The 15,430-nt window shown below is 60.3% G+C and carries 14 protein-coding genes and 1 tRNA gene; 8 read left to right on the top strand and 7 right to left on the bottom strand.

The window, feature by feature from the left end; genetic code table 11:
• Positions 1–95: 95 nt before the first annotated feature.
• Positions 96–836, bottom strand: coding sequence for a TrmB family transcriptional regulator (locus MEFOE_RS03795; RefSeq protein ID WP_067048553.1), 741 nt, complete (start codon positions 834–836; stop codon positions 96–98).
• Positions 837–1,022: 186 nt separating this feature from the next.
• On the opposite strand from MEFOE_RS03795, the gene MEFOE_RS03790 reads away from it, so the two are divergent.
• The 3 genes from MEFOE_RS03790 to MEFOE_RS03780 all read left to right on the top strand — a co-directional run bounded on the left by MEFOE_RS03790 (position 1,023) and on the right by MEFOE_RS03780 (position 5,568).
• Positions 1,023–2,357, top strand: coding sequence for an ArsB/NhaD family transporter (locus MEFOE_RS03790; protein WP_067048550.1), 1,335 nt, complete (start codon positions 1,023–1,025; stop codon positions 2,355–2,357).
• 459 nt (positions 2,358–2,816) lie between these two features.
• Positions 2,817–3,206, top strand: a complete 390-nt coding sequence (locus tag MEFOE_RS03785) for a hypothetical protein (protein WP_067048547.1) — start codon at positions 2,817–2,819, stop codon at positions 3,204–3,206.
• 49 nt (positions 3,207–3,255) lie between these two features.
• Complete coding sequence (locus MEFOE_RS03780) at positions 3,256–5,568, top strand: efflux RND transporter permease subunit (protein WP_067048544.1); 2,313 nt, start codon at positions 3,256–3,258, stop codon at positions 5,566–5,568.
• Between the two features lie 513 nt (positions 5,569–6,081).
• Here MEFOE_RS03780 and MEFOE_RS03775 read toward each other — a convergent pair.
• Positions 6,082–6,154 (bottom strand) — tRNA-His (locus MEFOE_RS03775).
• Between the two features lie 282 nt (positions 6,155–6,436).
• Here MEFOE_RS03775 and infB point away from each other — a divergent pair.
• Both infB and MEFOE_RS03765 read left to right on the top strand, forming a co-directional pair.
• Positions 6,437–8,245: a translation initiation factor IF-2 gene (infB, locus tag MEFOE_RS03770; RefSeq protein ID WP_067048540.1), complete on the top strand. Its 1,809-nt coding sequence runs from the start codon at positions 6,437–6,439 to the stop codon at positions 8,243–8,245.
• A 70-nt stretch (positions 8,246–8,315) separates the two neighbouring features.
• Positions 8,316–8,720, top strand: a complete 405-nt coding sequence (locus tag MEFOE_RS03765) for a 30S ribosomal protein S6e (RefSeq protein ID WP_067048537.1) — start codon at positions 8,316–8,318, stop codon at positions 8,718–8,720.
• 7 nt (positions 8,721–8,727) lie between these two features.
• On the opposite strand, the gene MEFOE_RS03760 is transcribed toward MEFOE_RS03765, so the two are convergent.
• The 3 genes from MEFOE_RS03760 to MEFOE_RS03750 are packed head-to-tail and all read right to left on the bottom strand — an operon-like array spanning position 8,728 to position 12,612.
• Positions 8,728–9,192 carry a DUF2240 family protein gene (locus MEFOE_RS03760; RefSeq protein WP_067048534.1) on the bottom strand — a complete coding sequence of 155 codons (465 nt, stop codon included), beginning with the start codon at positions 9,190–9,192 and terminating at the stop codon, positions 8,728–8,730.
• Positions 9,189–9,614 (bottom strand): hypothetical protein, encoded by a 426-nt coding sequence (locus MEFOE_RS03755; protein ID WP_067048531.1) that lies wholly within the window; start codon positions 9,612–9,614, stop codon positions 9,189–9,191. The genes MEFOE_RS03760 and MEFOE_RS03755 overlap by 4 nt, the downstream gene beginning before the upstream one ends.
• Before the next feature lie 28 nt (positions 9,615–9,642).
• The gene (locus MEFOE_RS03750) at positions 9,643–12,612 is read right to left on the bottom strand and encodes a S8 family peptidase (protein ID WP_067048528.1); all 2,970 of its coding nucleotides are present in this window, start codon (positions 12,610–12,612) and stop codon (positions 9,643–9,645) included.
• Positions 12,613–12,715: 103 nt separating this feature from the next.
• Between MEFOE_RS03750 and MEFOE_RS03745 the strand changes: the two genes are divergently transcribed.
• Positions 12,716–13,057 carry a DsrE family protein gene (locus MEFOE_RS03745; RefSeq protein ID WP_067048525.1) on the top strand — a complete coding sequence of 114 codons (342 nt, stop codon included), beginning with the start codon at positions 12,716–12,718 and terminating at the stop codon, positions 13,055–13,057.
• 77 nt (positions 13,058–13,134) lie between these two features.
• On the opposite strand, the gene MEFOE_RS03740 is transcribed toward MEFOE_RS03745, so the two are convergent.
• Together MEFOE_RS03740 and hypB are read right to left on the bottom strand one after the other, a co-directional pair.
• A complete protein-coding gene (locus MEFOE_RS03740) occupies positions 13,135–13,512 on the bottom strand; it encodes a 30S ribosomal protein S8e (RefSeq protein ID WP_067048522.1) in 378 nt (125 codons plus the stop codon).
• Positions 13,513–13,597: 85 nt separating this feature from the next.
• The gene (gene hypB / locus MEFOE_RS03735; protein WP_067048519.1) at positions 13,598–14,245 is read right to left on the bottom strand and encodes a hydrogenase nickel incorporation protein HypB; all 648 of its coding nucleotides are present in this window, start codon (positions 14,243–14,245) and stop codon (positions 13,598–13,600) included.
• A gap of 53 nt (positions 14,246–14,298) precedes the next feature.
• Between hypB and MEFOE_RS03730 the strand changes: the two genes are divergently transcribed.
• Both MEFOE_RS03730 and MEFOE_RS03725 read left to right on the top strand, forming a co-directional pair.
• A complete protein-coding gene (locus MEFOE_RS03730) occupies positions 14,299–14,571 on the top strand; it encodes a signal recognition particle subunit SRP19/SEC65 family protein (protein ID WP_067048517.1) in 273 nt (90 codons plus the stop codon).
• Complete coding sequence (locus MEFOE_RS03725) at positions 14,568–15,227, top strand: histidinol phosphate phosphatase domain-containing protein (protein WP_268872605.1); 660 nt, start codon at positions 14,568–14,570, stop codon at positions 15,225–15,227. Before MEFOE_RS03730 ends, MEFOE_RS03725 begins: the two co-directional genes overlap by 4 nt.
• The last annotated feature ends 203 nt before the right edge of the window (positions 15,228–15,430 follow it).

The following is a 15,430-nucleotide window of genomic DNA, read 5'->3' as shown; positions in this document are numbered from 1 at the left end:
TCCCCTTCGCCATGGCATGCCATGACAGAAGCCTCGGGCCAGTATATTCGCGCGAGAATATAATGGTGGTGCAGGGAGGAGAGAGGCGCCGGCCATCACCTCTCCAGATGCTCGATCAGGGAGAGGAGGAAGTATCTCATGATGGGAGTCTCTGACCCGATCACCGCAAACCTCTCGGCGCCCGACGAACCAATGGCGAGAAGTTCGCCGTTGTCGATCAGGATCGAGCACTCCTGCTCTGCGTGGACGCCCGGAGGGGTCTGCCGGGCCAGGAGGTCGGCCACAATCCCCTTGCCCTCGACGAGGGGGAGGTCGATCCCGGAGAACGCCTTCCTGTCCCTGACAAGGACATAGAGGTCGATCTTCTTCCGAAGGGCCTTCAGGACTTTCAGGTTCTTCCGGAGAAAGGAGGGGTCCTGGCAGATGAGGACCATGCGCTCCTTCACCCTCCTGAAGACCGACTGGAGCTGGTTCTCGATCGCCCAGTCGCTCCTGAGCATGTAGAAAGGAGGCGGCGGGAGAGGAACCGTCGTGGAGAGGCTTTTGAGGGCCGACCTCGTCTTTTCCAGGGAGGCAAGATATTCGTCCCTGATATGGTCGATCACCTCATCGGCATCGGCGGCATGATACCGGGCAGGCGACCCGTCCTCCACCCCGACAAAGCCGCGCTGCGCCAGGTCGTGAAGTACTTCATAGATCCGGCCCCGCGGCACCTTGCTCGCCTCGTGGATCTCCCGCGCCGTCGCCCTCTTGAGACCGACAAGAGTGGCGTAGACCCTCGACTCGTATTCATTGAGTCCCAGGGTGCGGAGTTGCAGGACGATCTCGTCTGTCATCGTCCATCTGTTCGTGCCCCGCACCCATTAAGCATATCGCCTTTGAAACTCCCCCGGGTTGCATCATATTGATGGGACAAAAATTTGAGAAATGATGTGCAGAAAACGACACCCGACCTGTTGAAACCCTGGCCCGACGTTTTCATGCCGCAGGCCCTTCGCCTGTAGATACGGGAGCAACACACCATGATGACCACCGAACTTATAGCAGTCCTCGTCTTTCTCGTGACGTACGCCCTCATCATAGACGAAAGGATCCACCGTGCAGTCGCCGCAATGGCCGGCGCTGCGATCGTGGTCTTTCTCGGCATCGTTCCCTGGGACAGTCTTCTTCACCACATCGACTTCGGCACGATCTTCCTCCTGATGGGAATGATGATCATCGTCAACACCGCACGAAACAGTGGCCTCTTCGAGTATATCGCAATCAGGACTGCAAAGTGCGCCGGAGGGAACCCGCTTGCGGTGCTGGTCCTCTTCTCCCTGGTGACCGCAGTGACCTCGGCCATCCTCGACAACGTGACCACCGTCCTCCTTCTCACGCCGATGCTCCTCTACATCACGAAGGTGATGAAGGTCCCGCCGGTTCCCTTCCTTCTCGCCGAGATCATGGCATCCAATGTCGGCGGGATGGCCACGCTCATCGGCGACCCGCCAAACGTCATGATCGCCTCCGCGGCCGGTCTCACATTCAATGAGTTCCTCATCACCATGGGACCGATTGCCCTCGTCGATCTCATCATTGTCATCGCAATGTTCATCCTCATCTACAGGGGCGACCTCCATGTCAAGAAGGACGACCGGGACGAGATCCTCAGGACAGTGAACGGACTCGATGAACAGGCGGCGATCCGGGACCGTTCCCTCTTCAAAAAATCGGTGATCACGATCCTCCTCGTCGTCACCCTCTTCTTCGTCCACGACCAGATCGGAGCGATCCTGCATCCCATCCTCCCGTTCGTCGACCCGGCGCTGGAACTGACGCCCGCCGCGGTCGCCCTCATCGGGGCCTCCCTTCTCCTCATCTGGAGCAGGGAGGAACCCGAGGCGATCCTGGAGAAGATCGAGTGGCCTGCCCTCTTCTTCTTCGGCGGGCTCTTTGTCCTCGTCGGCGCCCTCGTCGAGACCGGCGTGATCGCAGGGATCGCCTCCGGGATGATCGGGAGTGTCCACACAACAGGGAGCGCCATGCTCCTCATCGCGTGGTTTTCGGCCCTTGCATCCGCGATCGTGGACAACATCCCCCTCACGGCCGCACTCATCCCGCTTATCCAGGATATCGGACTGAGTACCGCGGGAGATATCGACATTTACCCCATCTGGTGGGCACTCTCCCTGGGGGCGTGCCTCGGCGGGAACGGGACGGCCATCGCCGCATCAGCGAACGTCGTCGTCCTCGGGATCGCGGAGAGAGAGGGCATCTCGATCCGTTTCATCGACTTCCTGAAGGTCGGCCTTGTCACCCTGCTGGTGACGGTGGCTGTCGGTGTCGGCATGCTGTGGATGATGTTCATGATGTGAACATCGCCGAAAGCACCTAAAATGCAACCCTTTTTGGTTTCACCACAATTATATGGCGACACGTACCACATCGAAGCGTGGAGAGGCGACACCGGGGATCGTACACCCGAATGCTGGAATAATGTACTCCCGACATCCTAAACTTCAATCCAGCAGAGAACCGAACCGGGATAACATTCTGCAGCATTCACCTATCGACACGGGGTACGTTCCCGGCCACCTCTTCGCATCATATGGCCGCCGCACAGTCCGGGCAGCAGGAAGCACCCGGCACCAGGCATCAGGCCGTCCGGATCCTGCTTCCCGTGCATAGCGAGATCTATCGGGATCCGGAATCTTTTTTACCCAATCCGTCGTGATGTGAAGATCCACAGATCACAAAGGACGGAGTGTATGACACTCCTGTCAGGTGCACCAGACTGATATAGCAACGGCCCGCGTGATTATCAGGAGACGCCGATGATCCTTTTGCGGGACACACAGGAAACAAACCAGGAATGCGGAGAGACACTCTCCACGGAATCTTCCGGGGGGCGGGCATGCCGTTATGAGACCTCCCGTATCTGGGAGACGGCAGGGTTCATGCCGCCCGTCGTCTGCCGGACCGTCGTCGAGGTCCTCCACCTGAGAGGTATGGAGGAAGGGACAGAAAGGGACATTTTTCCCCTTCTCGCCCGCGACCTCCTTCTGCAGGCAGGGGAGATCAGGGACGGGTGCGTGATCACCGATCCCGTACAGTTACGAGAGACCGCCCGAGAGTGGGACGTCCCGGTTGCGGGGATGAGCGACCAGGAGATCGCGTCTCTGTTGACCCTCACGATCATCGCCGACTATTGCATCCAGCCCTGAGAATACACAGATAGACCCAGACCCTCACAAAAACAGACAGGAGACACTGATGAGATCACCCTACGACCTCCTTGCAGAGGCCATCACCACACGTCCGTTCGCTGTCATGGCAGTCGTCGCGGCTGTGTTCATGCTCGCCTTCCTCGGCCTCTCGATGGTGACTATGGCGACAGGCGACGACACGTACATCGACAAGACCACGCCCCGAGGGGCGATGCTCGCCCACTACAAGGACACCTATGGCTCAGACGCCATCATGCTCATCTTCGAGAGCGACGACGTCACCGATCCCAACGTCCTCGCCTATATCGGGAGCATCGAGGACGGTATCAGGAACGAGCAGTACGTCGAATCAGTCGCCGGCGTGCCCGACCTGATGAAAGAGGCGAACAATGGGACCATGCCCAACTCACGGGCCGAAGTGAACGCCGTCATCGAGAAGGCTCCGGAAGGGACACTCGACCGCTATCTCCCCTCGATGATGATGACCATCGTCGGCATCACCATTCAACCGGGCGTCGCATCGAGCGTGCAGGAACAGGTGCTGGACAATGTCAGGGCGTCGATCGCCGTCTCCGAACCGCCTGCAGGCGTCTCGGTGACAGTATCCGGAAGCCCGGCCTTCTCGCAGGAGATGGGGCAGGAGATGGGCCAGTCGATGGGCGTCCTCATCATGGCCGCGATGCTCCTGATGGTCCTTGCCGTCGGCCTCCTCTTCTCCCATGTCAGGTACCGCCTCCTGCCTGTCGCAATCGTGGCCGGCGGCCTCGTCCTCACCTTCGGCTTCATGGGACTTGTCGGCATCCCGATCTCCATGACCGTGATCGGGGCCTTCCCGGTGCTCATCGGCATCGGGATTGACTATGCGATCCAGTTCCACTCGCGCCTTGACGAGGAGGTACACCATGCGACCATCGCCGACGCGGTGAAGACCACCGTGACCAGTGCAGGCCCGTCCGTCCTCATCGCCATGGTGGCGACTTCACTCGGCTTTATCGCCATGTTCGTCGCGCCGGTCCCGATGGTCGCCGATTTTGGCATCGTCTGCACGATCGGCGTCGCATCCTGTTATCTTGCCGCCCTCGTCATCGTCCCCCTCTTCGGGACGATCCTGAAATACAGGGCGAAGACACCTGCCGGAAAACTCGACGACGTGGAGGCGTGCGAACTCGACTGGAAGGGGTGCAAGGAGGAACCCGCCCATGGAGAGGGCTCACGCGGCTCCCTGATCGAGGGGTATAACCGCCTTCTCGGCAGGATCGCCCTCGGGATCGCGAAGAACCCGGTGCCGATCCTCCTCATCTTTTGCCTGGTCGCGGCCATCGGCCTCCAGATGGACAATGAGGTCCCGATCAATGCCGACGAGGAGACCTTTGTCCCGCAGGACATGCCGGCCCTCCAGGATATGAAGAAGGTGACGCGGACGATGGGAGCGACAGACACGGTCCCTGTCGTCGTGACCGGCGACAATGTTCTGGACATGGAGACTCTTCAATGGATACAGAGCTTCGGGGAGTACGAACTGCGGACGAACGAGAAGATCACCGGCGTCACGAGCATCGCCACCCTCCTTGCCCGGTACAACGGCGGTGTCCTGCCGGAGACAGAAAGCGAGGTCCAGAACGTGCTCGCCGCCATCCCGGCCGATACAAAGGACAGGTATCTCAACGGCAGGATGGAGACAGTGATGGAGTTCTCCACCACGGACATGGAACTCGACGTTGCACGGACGATGATCATGAACGTGGAGAAGGACGTCGGGTGGAATGAGGCCCCACCGGGAATCCATGTGCGGGTGACCGGCGGCACCGAGATGTTCGCCTCCCTGATGGACGACATCGCGACGTCGAAGACGCTGATGGTCCTTGCCGGGTTCGGGCTTATTCTCCTCTTCCTTCTCCTTGTGTACAGGCGGGTGAACGCCGTCACCCCGCTCATCCCGATCGTCATGATCGTCGGGTGGAACGGGGCGATCATGTACCTCCTCGGCCTCGACTACACGCCGATGACCGCAACCCTGGGGTCGATGACCATCGGCGTCGCCTCGGAGTACACGATCCTGATCATGGAGAGGTGCGAGGAGGAACTCGCACGGGGCCTCGATATCTACGAGGCGATCCAGACGAGCGTGCAGAAGATCGGCACCGCGGTCACGGTCTCGGGCATGACCACGGTCTTCGGTTTCTCGGCCCTCACCCTCTCGACCTTCAACATCATCGCGAACTTCGGGATCGTGACGGTGATCACCGTTGGGTTCTCCCTGATAGGGGCGATCCTGGTGATGCCGGCCGTGCTCTCCCTGATGTACCGCTTCAATCATCGCCGACCGGCAGAGGGCGCCCCGGCCGCAAAGGTGGTATGAAGAGGCCCGTCTCTTTTTTTACGGCACGCCCCGCGAGAGATCTGAACAATGGAAGGCCCGGGAAAATTTCTGTTTAAGGGCCTGATGGGAGCGGGAACGACCGAAGTGAGCCAGAAAAAAAGGATTAAATTTTCCGGATTCTTTAGTATTCCTGTTCTGGAGTGCCTGGCCGGGGGGGTTCACCCCCCAATCCCCCCACGTTAGGATAGAGGGGAGAGGGTAATCCCCTTTTCTAAATCCCTTCTTCGCTCTTTTCCGACCCAATCCAGAGCAGGGAACGAGCGCCAGCGAGTTCGAGAAAATCTGTGATTTTCGAGGTCCGGGGGCTGCGAACGGAGTGAGCACAAGAAAATCTCTGATTTTCGGCGTAGTCCCCGGGTGAGAGTATGATGGTTTCTAAAAAGCCGCGCTATGAAATATCCCTGCGAAATTTTTCCACGGCCATGAAATCAAACGCCGATATCAGGAAAACAAGACACAAAAAAACCCCGAGAAACAGTTCAAAAATAAGAGGGCCGGGGCCGAGATTCGAACCCGGGTCGGGGGATCCACAGTCCCCTAGGATGACCAACTACCCCACCCCGGCAGATACCTCTACTATGTTGTATGGAACTACAGATTAACCTATCGTAAAAACCGGCGGCAGGGCGCCCGGATACGGCCCCGACATACCACTCAGGGGGCATGCGCGGGGGCGGAAGAGCATTAATAGGGTGAGATATCCTAATATAGTCAAAACCTGTCATCGACAGCAGACAGGTTTTTTCCCGAAGCAACAACGCACCAATACCGGATCCGGGAACAGGGCCAGATATCGGGGCACCACCCGGGTCAGGCGCGTCATACCGGGAAGACGGGGGAGCGGGAAATGGCCAAGAAAAAGAAACAATCACAGGAAACAGAGGGATCCGGGATCAGGACGCCAATCGTCTGCGTTCTTGGACACGTCGACCACGGCAAGACCTCGCTCCTCGATTATATCAGGGGATCGTCGGTCACCGCCGGCGAGGCCGGCGCAATCACCCAGCATATCGGAGCGACACTTGTCCCCTTCGACGCCATTGCAAAGACAGGCGGGGCCTTCCAGAAGTTGCAGGTCAACATCCCCGGCCTGCTCTTCATCGACACCCCGGGCCACCAGGCCTTCACGACACTCAGGGCCCGCGGCGGCGCCCTCGCCGACATGGCGATCCTGGTGGTGGATATCAACGAGGGGTTCCAGCCGCAGACCATCGAGGCACTCGAGATCCTGAGAACCTACAAGACACCCTTCGTCGTTGCGGCGACGAAGATCGACAGGATCCACGGCTGGCGGGTGAACAAGAACGCTCCGTTCAAAAAGACCTTCGAAACGCAGGGCGACCGCGTGAAGCAGATCTTCGAGACAAAGACCTACGAACTGATCGGCAAACTCTCCGAGAAGGGCTTCAACTGCGAGCGGTACGACAGGGTGAGCGACTTCGCCCGCAACATCGCCATCGTCCCGGTCTCCGGGATCACAGGCGAGGGCGTGCCCGACCTTCTCATGATGCTCATCGGGCTTGCCCAGCGTTACATGACAGAGGAACTCGCCGTCTCGGTCAACGGCCCCGGCCTGGGCACGGTCCTCGAAGTGAAGGAGGAGCGTGGCCTCGGCATGACCCTCGATGTCATCCTCTATGACGGTACCCTCGGGATCGGGGACGAGATCGCGGTTGCAACAGGAGACGGCGTGATCAACCCCAAGGTGCGGTCCCTTCTCAAGCCGCGGCCGATGTCTGAGATCCTCGTCGAGGACAGGTTCGAGAGGGTGAAGTCGGTCACCGCCGCCGCCGGCATCAAGGTCTCCGCACCCCACCTCGAAGGGGTCATCGCGGGCTCGCCCCTGCGGGTGATCCCGGCGGCCGAAGACCGTGAAGGTATCAACGAGGAGGTCAGGCGGGAGGTCGAGGAGATCCATGTCGCCCTTTCCGAAGAGGGCATCACCATCAAGGCCGACACCATCGGCGCCCTCGAAGCTCTGGCAAAGGAACTCGAAGATCATCATATCCCTATCATGAAGGCCGAGGTCGGCCCGGTCTCTCGCCACGACCTCATTGAGGTTGGGACGGTCAAAGAGTCCCTCAACGCCGTCCTCCTCGCCTTCAACACCGCCATTCTCCCCGACGCCCTCGATATCCTCAAAGACCCGGCAAACAAGGTGACGGCCTTTACGGGCAACGTCATCTACCGGCTCATCGAAGACTACACCGAGTGGGTCGAGGAGCAGAAGAGGAAGATCGAAGCGGCCCGCTTCGAGCACATCATCCTGCCGGCAAAAGTCGTCATCCTCGAAGGGTGCGTCTTCAGACAGAGCAACCCCGCCGTCGTCGGCGTCAGGGTGCTCGGGGGAAAACTGCGGAGCGGCGTGTACCTGATGCGCAGGGACGGCAAGAGGGTCGGCCAGCTGAAAAATATTCAGGTCAGAGGGGAGAACGTCCCTGACGCCGACGCCGGCGCGGAGGTTGCGGTCTCGATCGAAGGGGCGACAGTTGGCAGGCAGATCAGCGAGAAAGACGAGTTATACGCCGAGATCCCCGAACACCACGTCAAGGTGCTCGAAAAGGAGATGCTCGGGAGCCTCAAACCAGGTATGCGTGAGGTACTCGATGAGTACACCCTGATGCGGAGAAAGGAAAATCCCTTCTGGGGGAAGTAGTTTTAATATAGATATCATCCAATTTTATAGTCACGTCTGATATCATCAGGATGAGAAGGAGTCAGAGATAATGGTTGATTTCAAGGTTGTCGTATCTGACAGGAAGGCAAGCCGCGCCTACAATATCCAGGCAAGCGGGGCGGCTGCATCGGCATTGATCGGGAAGAAGATCGGGAACGAGGTCGACGGCGCACCCCTCGGCCTCGCCGGATACACCATCCAGATCACCGGCGGCTCGGACAGAACCGGGATCGCCGCCAGGAAGGACCTGCCGGGCGCAGGCCGCAGGCGGATCCTCCTCTCCGAGGGCGTCGGCTTCCACCCCGAGCACGAGGGACAGAGGAAGAGAAAATCGGTCCGCGGGAACGAGATCACCGCTGACTTCGTCCAGATCAACGCCGTCGTTGCCCAGTATGGTGCGCAGCCCATCGATGCGCTCCTCGGAAAGAGCGGCGAAGAGGCTGCAGAGAACTAAAAAAAATCTATTTTTCCCGGACAACACTTTCACGGAGAGCGGGCAGGAGATCCTGCCATGCAACACCGTACCTGCGAGCAAGCAGGACGGCCGCTGCTTCGGGCCTGAGGTTGCCGTCGAACTCCCCCTCGATCACGCGGTTCATCCCGGCAGTCACCTCGCTCGCGTCCCTGCCGGTCGCCGACGCGATCCTGGCGATGAGGTCGCGCAACGGATCGGGCGCCTCGAAGACCTCGGGGCCGGGCCTGAAACCGAGGGGGATCGTGACTGAGGAGAGGTCGAAGAGCGGGACGACCTTCCCGCCTTTCAAACAGAGTAGTCCGGCGGATTCTCCCAGGCGAAGGACGGTGTTCGCCTGTTCGACGTTCAGCCACTTCCTGTCCAGAGCAAGGAAAAAGACAAACTGATTCTTTTCGAGTTCCCCCAGGTGCATCTGCTTGAAGGGGGCCGCGACGGTGATCCGGAGGCTCAATCGCAGGCACCCTTGAGGATCTCGCGGATATCCATCGCATCCATCGAACCGGCCACTCCCTCCTTGACAACGAAGACCTCAGACTGCGGGCCGCGGTCGACGATTCTCATCAAGAATATATTTTCCGAGACCGGACGCCTGCCCTCCGGCCGCAGGAGGGTCTCATGGATCGAGAACCTGAAGTCCGCGGACTCTGTCACCTCGCTGGCGAGGGCGGGGATGAGGTCGAGGGGGAGGAACCGCGTCCGGTCGTCGGCAATCTCAAGGAGGATATCGCGCTTGTAGAGGTCATCACCCTGCCGGCAGGTGGTGTGGGTGCGGTGGAGGGCCGCGACATACACGAGGGCCTGCCCGAATGGCGAACTCAGGGTGAAATTGAGATCAAAGCGCGTCGGGAAGCGGTAGTAAACTCTGCGCATCATAGACGTATGGGCGATCGGATCTAATAATCTATGCTGATCGCTCCTGAAAGGTCAGATCCCGGATCCCCGCCTCACGATCGGAGGGTACAGGCGAAGAAGAGAGGATCAGGGGGGCCGTCACCGCTACGTAGTCAGACCGTTCAAATGTGGCGTCCTCTGGCCCTCGGGAGATGGTGAGGTTCACCGTGTACGTCCCGGGTACCCTGTAGACATGGACCGGATGACGGTCTGTCGAGAGGTTCCCGTCGCCGAACTCCCACGACCACGAGGTCGGGAAACCGGCCGAGGTGTCGGCAAACCGCACCGCGAACGGGACCACCCCGGTGGTGGCATTCGCGGAGAAGTTTGCGCGGAGAAGAGGGCGCGTCACTGTGATAAGGCCAGGGTGGCGCAGGGTGTCGTTGCCATGGGGGTTTCTGACGGTCAGGTTCACCGTGTACGTGCCCGGCAGGGTATAGATATACTGGGGATCGGGGTCTGTCGAAAGGTTCCCGTCGCCGAAGGCCCATGACCACGAGGTCGGGAATCCCTCAGAGGTGTCGGTGAAGTTCACCGTCAGGGGCGCGGGGCCGGAGAGGGGGGCGGCGGAGAAGTTCGCGGCAGGCGGGCCCTGCGCAACGGCCCTGATGAAATCGGCCCTCGATACCATGTCGCGGGAGTACGGGTCCGCGACGCTGAGGTTCACCATGTACGTGCCCGGCACCTCATAGACATGGACGGGGTCGGGGTCTGTCGAGACATTCCCGTCGCCGAAGGCCCAGGACCATGAGGTCACATTTCCGAGGCTTTCGTCCGCGAAGTACACCGCAAAGGGAACCATGCCAGCGGTGGCATTCGCGGAGAAGTTTGCACGGAGGAGAGGGGCCTCCACAGTGACGAGGTCGGAGCGGCGCAGGGTGTCGTTGCCATGGGGGTTTCTGACGGTCAGGTTCACCGCGTACGTGCCCGGCATGGCATAGACATGCCGGGGGTCGGGGTCTGTCGAGACATTCCCGTCGCCGAAGGCCCACGACCACGAGGTCGGGAAACCCTCAGAGGCGTCGGTGAAATTCACCGAGAGCGGCGCGGGGCCGGAGAGAGGGGCTGCGGAGAAGTTCGCCGCAGGAGGGCCCTGCGCCACCGCGGTGACAAGACCGGTTTTTCCGGTGGAGTTTGTCGACGTCCCTGACATGACCGTGAGGTTCACCGTATAGACGCCCGGCACCTCGTAGACATGAACAGGGTTCGGGTCTGACGAGACGTTACCGTCGCCGAAGGCCCAGGACCATGTATCGGGCGACCCTCCGGAGAGATCGGCGAACCTGACCGTCAGGGGCACCATACCCGCGGCCGGAGAGGCCGAGAAGTTTGCGAGGAGCGGCGGACTGAGCACAGACCTGAGGACGACGGCGTCGGCCTTGCCATATCCGTAACCGGGGTCATAGCCGGGCAGGTACGGGTCCATGGAGGAGGAGACGATGGTATTCACAAACCCGGACGCATTCAGGGCAGGATCCTGGCCCATGAGCAGGGCGGCGATACCGGCCACATGAGGGGCCGACGCGCTCGTGCCATAGAAGGGGTTCGGGAAACCGCCCGCCCCCGTCACCTGCACGCCGTCGGTCGCCGCAAGCTCCGGCTTCGCCCTTTTTTCGGGTGCGGGGAAGAGGATGGTCACCGGCCCCTGCGAGGAGTACTGCCTGAGCGTGTCCAGGAAATCGATCGCACCGACCGTGACCACGCCGGGATAGGCGGGGTGGCCGAAGATCGAATCTGAAGGGGTGTTGTAGTCAGGGGAGACCGCCCCATAGAAAGTGTAGACCTCAAGGAGACGGGGCGAGCCGCGGACACGAGTGATGCCCGCGTAATAGGTCGCAATGAAGGGGTCGGGGTTGGTGAAGGAGACCACCTCCAGAGGGGTGCCGTTCCCCTTCTGGACGATGGTGCTCATGCCCACCAGAGACCCGGTGCGGTCCCAGACATAGAGGTTGTAGTCGTTCGCCGACGCGACCCAGGGGTCGGCCCACTGGAGCACCACAAAGGCCGGAGACGCCGCAGAGACCCTGAAGGGGAGGAGGACGCTCCCGCCGCCGAAGTCATGAGTGTGGTACCTGTTCCCCGCGTCGCGGTACTCCTCCTGGTAGTGCGAGAGGCCGAAGTTGCCGGCCGAGGAGACCAGGAGGACATCCCCTTCAGCCGCGAGGCGCCTGATGCCGCCGAGAGGGGCGTCGGCGCTCTCGTCAAAGTAGGGTTCGTCAAGATAGACAATGTCGTCGCAGATGATCGTGCACCCCGCGTCGGCAAGATCCTGAAATGCCTCGTCGAAGGAGATCACATCTCCCCCGCAGTCATGGAAATACAGGGAGGCGCCGGGGGCGATGTCGTGGACGATCTCAAGCATCGCCGTTCCCTCGTCGCCGCCCAGGGTGTTTGAGAGGACTTCGACGTCGGGAGGGAGGTCGCCGGTCAGGACGGCATCGTCAAGGTGGTCCACGCCGTCGGAGATGACGCCGATCTTCACCCCGGTTCCGTTGTAGCCGGTGGTGTCCCTGAGGTCCTCCGCCCTGAGGATGGCATCGCCCTCCGTGTCCACCGAACCGGCAGCAAAGAACGGCGGCAGGACAGTCCGCACAGACCGTACCTCAGGAAGGGACGCAAGACCTTTCAGGTCCTCGACCCGCACCAGGGCCACTGCCAGGTGGCGGGCCTCGTCCCGCGCCGTCACCTCCACAGCAAAGGGGTCGACACAATCGGTCGCGGCAGGAGGGTACAGGGAGACATAGACTGTGACAGGTGGAGGGGCGGCATAACCAGAAGAGAAGGCAGCATTGTCGGGGATATTCTCCCCAGATACATTCATCTCCACCAGGTCGACGAGGTCTGAGGAGAGTTTGGCCATGTCGTCGCCGGGTGGCGGCCTTTCGGGTATTTTTTCCCAGACGTCAGGCCCTACGCCGGCCGCACCCTGCACTGTGGCGATGAGCAGGAGAAGGACCAGCATCCGCGTACGCAGCAGCATCGTCACGTGTCGCGGAATAGACCCGGGCAGATATAAGAGGATCGCGCCTGCACAAGGTTGATAGGGAGAGGACGCCAGACCCCGCATCGCGGAGGAGGAGACGATGACGATCAGGTACAGGGCGCTCTTCCACCTCACCGAGACCGGGAAGACAGGTGCGGCCCTGCAAACAGCCCGGAACCTTCTTGCCGATATGGGCGATGGAGTGGAGGTTGAGGTGGTCGCACACGGCGACGGCGTGAAGGCCTTTCTCCTGACAGGCCAGTACGTGGACGATGTCGGGAGCATGAGCAAACAGGGGGTGCGTTTTGTGGTCTGCGCCAACAGCATCAGGGCGATGACCTTCGCGAGGGACGACTTCCCGCGGTCTGTCGAGGTTGTGCCCTCGGGCATCAGCGAGATCGTGAGGAGGCAGGCCGAAAGGTACGCGTATATCAGACTGTGACAGCGGGCCGCCCGGTCCGGGACAGCCGCAACACCCGAAGATCTCCTGCACGGGGATCTCCGGACAAAAAAATGGGTTTATTGGATCAACACGGCGTTGACGACGCCGTCCTGGCCGGGGCGGCTCACAATCCGTGCGCGCCCGAGTTCGGTCGTGATGATCGCACCCTTCGTGAGGAGGTTCCGGCGGACATAGTTGATGTTTGCCGGGTTTGCTTCCACGTTCAGGATGCCAGATTTCTTGGTCTCGCCGGTCGCAGGGTTGGAGACAGAGGCAACGTTCAGGCGGAGTGCCCGAACCTTCATGTTGCCGCCGCGTACCCTGACAATCCGGCTCCGATTCTCCCCGATATGAGTTTCTGCGGGGGCCCGGCCGTGCTCATATCGCCTCTTGCCGCATGCCGGGTGGTTCCTGCCGCCGGTGAGGCGCCGTACGGATCTACCTTGCCACTGTATAGTATCACCTCAGGATTACAATCTGTGAGACAGGAATCCCATAGAGAGTTCTATATATATTCTGGCTCTCGGTATTTAACTCTGATCACTCCAGGATCGCGTCGAGCACGGCGGAGACACCCTCACCGGCCTTCATATTTGTCCTGAAGATCTTCATCTCCGGGTTGTAGCGCCGCATGTCGGCCTCCATCCGCTCAATGTTGCAGCCGACGAGAGGGGCAAGGTCGACCTTGTTGATCACACCGATCGAGCAGCCGCGGAACATCATCGGGTGCTTGTTCACGACATCGTCACCCTCGGTCGAGGAGACGACGACAACCCGCTTCTCGGCCCCGAGGGCGAAATCGGTCGGGCAGACCATGTTGCCCACGTTCTCGATAAACAGGAGATCGATATCGTCGAGGGGGAGGTGATCGATGGCGTGCTCGACGAGGTGCGCATCGAGGTGGCACTCGGTACCGGTGTTGGCATTGACAGCCGGGATGCCGAGGCCCACGATCCTTTTGAAGTCATCGTCACCATAGACGTCCCCGGCAACGGCGCCGGCCGCAAGGCCGCGCTCGGCAAGGAGGGGCACCATCCGCTCGATCAAGGAGGTCTTTCCCGACCCGATGGCGCCGAGGAGGTCAAATGCCCTGACTCCGTGTTCTTTCAGGTGTGCAGCGTTCGCAGCAGCAAGATTATCGTTTGCGGCATATACATCCTTCTCGATAAGGACGTCGATGTGGTGCATACAGTGAGTATTGAACGTGACCCCTATATAGGTTCACCATCTACCATTCTATAATGGAAAGTGTCTGTATCCTTTATCCGTGCTATTTTTCTGCCGGTCTGAAGCGGTCCGAGGGGAGGCGCGTCCCTGTCGGTCGCGCCGTCAAAAATCCGACAGTCGACGATATCAGGGCGGCCCTGAAGAGATGCGGCTATACGTACCGGGCCGAGGAAAAACACCACCCGGCCCACTGGTTCAAGCGCGAAGGGCGGGTGGTCGTCGAGTGCACGGAGTCGAAGGGAACCCTCATTAAGAAGGTGGCAGGGACGATCGAGGTGAGGCAGTGAGCGGCGGCCTCTACGATCTGCACACCCACACCACGATGACGGACGGCGACCTTCTCCCCATCGAACTTGTCCGCCGTCTTGCTGTCCTTGGGTACGAGGTCGTCGCCATCGCCGACCATGTCGACTGCTCGAATATCGATCAGGTGATCACGACGACGTCGTGCCTCAAGAAAAGTGCAAGACACTTCGGCGTCCGTCTCCTCTGCGGCGTCGAGATCACTCATGTGCCGCCCGAGGAGATCCCCGAACTCGCGGCGTACGCCAAAGAGAAGGGCGCCGAGGTCGTCGTCGTCCACGGGGAGTCGCCGGTCGAACCGGTCGCTCCGGGCACAAACCATGCAGCCTGTTCTTCGAGGGATGTTGATATCCTCGGCCACCCGGGCTTCATCACACTGGAGGACGCACATCTTGCCGCGAAAAACGGTGTCGCCCTTGAGATCACCTCAAGGAACGGGCACAACAGGACAAATGGATATGTGGCAGTGACTGCACGGGAGGCGGGTTGCATGGTGGTGGTGGACTCAGACGCCCATGCGCCTTCAGACCTTCTCACCAGGGAGGCGAAGATGGCGGTTGCACGCGGTGCAGGGCTAACAGAGGACGAGTGCGCGAGATCGCTGTCTATAAATATTGTTTCGGATTTACTCGGGATTTAATCCATATTTATATTTTGTCGATATGTTTAAATAGCCATACCACCCAATTTATATACAATACTCCCTTTTGCAGGAGTTTTGATGAGGAATTCTCTTGAAACTTGTGGGGCTGATAGTTAAGATTTGCGGTTCTCGCACGATGATCGTCAGGTGCGACGCCGCCCAGCTGCCCCGCCTCTATGGGGATGTCTTCGACAGACGTA

It is taken from the genome of Methanofollis ethanolicus, assembly GCF_001571385.1.
In the GTDB taxonomy this organism is placed as follows: Archaea; Halobacteriota; Methanomicrobia; order Methanomicrobiales; family Methanofollaceae; genus Methanofollis; species Methanofollis ethanolicus.
This window is presented reverse-complemented; position numbering and strand designations above follow the sequence as displayed.

What these genes read in the sequence shown, in the direction of transcription:
- MEFOE_RS03785 (WP_067048547.1), top strand. Translation starts at nt 2,817, where the DNA reads ATGATCCTTTTGCGGGACACACAGGAAACAAACCAGGAATGCGGAGAG.
- MEFOE_RS03730 (WP_067048517.1), top strand. Translation starts at nt 14,299, where the DNA reads ATGGAAAGTGTCTGTATCCTTTATCCGTGCTATTTTTCTGCCGGTCTG.
- MEFOE_RS03790 (WP_067048550.1), top strand. Translation starts at nt 1,023, where the DNA reads ATGATGACCACCGAACTTATAGCAGTCCTCGTCTTTCTCGTGACGTAC.
- MEFOE_RS03780 (WP_067048544.1), top strand. Translation starts at nt 3,256, where the DNA reads ATGAGATCACCCTACGACCTCCTTGCAGAGGCCATCACCACACGTCCG.
- MEFOE_RS03765 (WP_067048537.1), top strand. Translation starts at nt 8,316, where the DNA reads ATGGTTGATTTCAAGGTTGTCGTATCTGACAGGAAGGCAAGCCGCGCC.
- infB (WP_067048540.1), top strand. Translation starts at nt 6,437, where the DNA reads ATGGCCAAGAAAAAGAAACAATCACAGGAAACAGAGGGATCCGGGATC.
- MEFOE_RS03795 (WP_067048553.1), bottom strand. Translation starts at nt 836, where the DNA reads ATGACAGACGAGATCGTCCTGCAACTCCGCACCCTGGGACTCAATGAA.
- hypB (WP_067048519.1), bottom strand. Translation starts at nt 14,245, where the DNA reads ATGCACCACATCGACGTCCTTATCGAGAAGGATGTATATGCCGCAAAC.
- MEFOE_RS03750 (WP_067048528.1), bottom strand. Translation starts at nt 12,612, where the DNA reads ATGCTGCTGCGTACGCGGATGCTGGTCCTTCTCCTGCTCATCGCCACA.
- MEFOE_RS03745 (WP_067048525.1), top strand. Translation starts at nt 12,716, where the DNA reads ATGACGATCAGGTACAGGGCGCTCTTCCACCTCACCGAGACCGGGAAG.
- MEFOE_RS03755 (WP_067048531.1), bottom strand. Translation starts at nt 9,614, where the DNA reads ATGATGCGCAGAGTTTACTACCGCTTCCCGACGCGCTTTGATCTCAAT.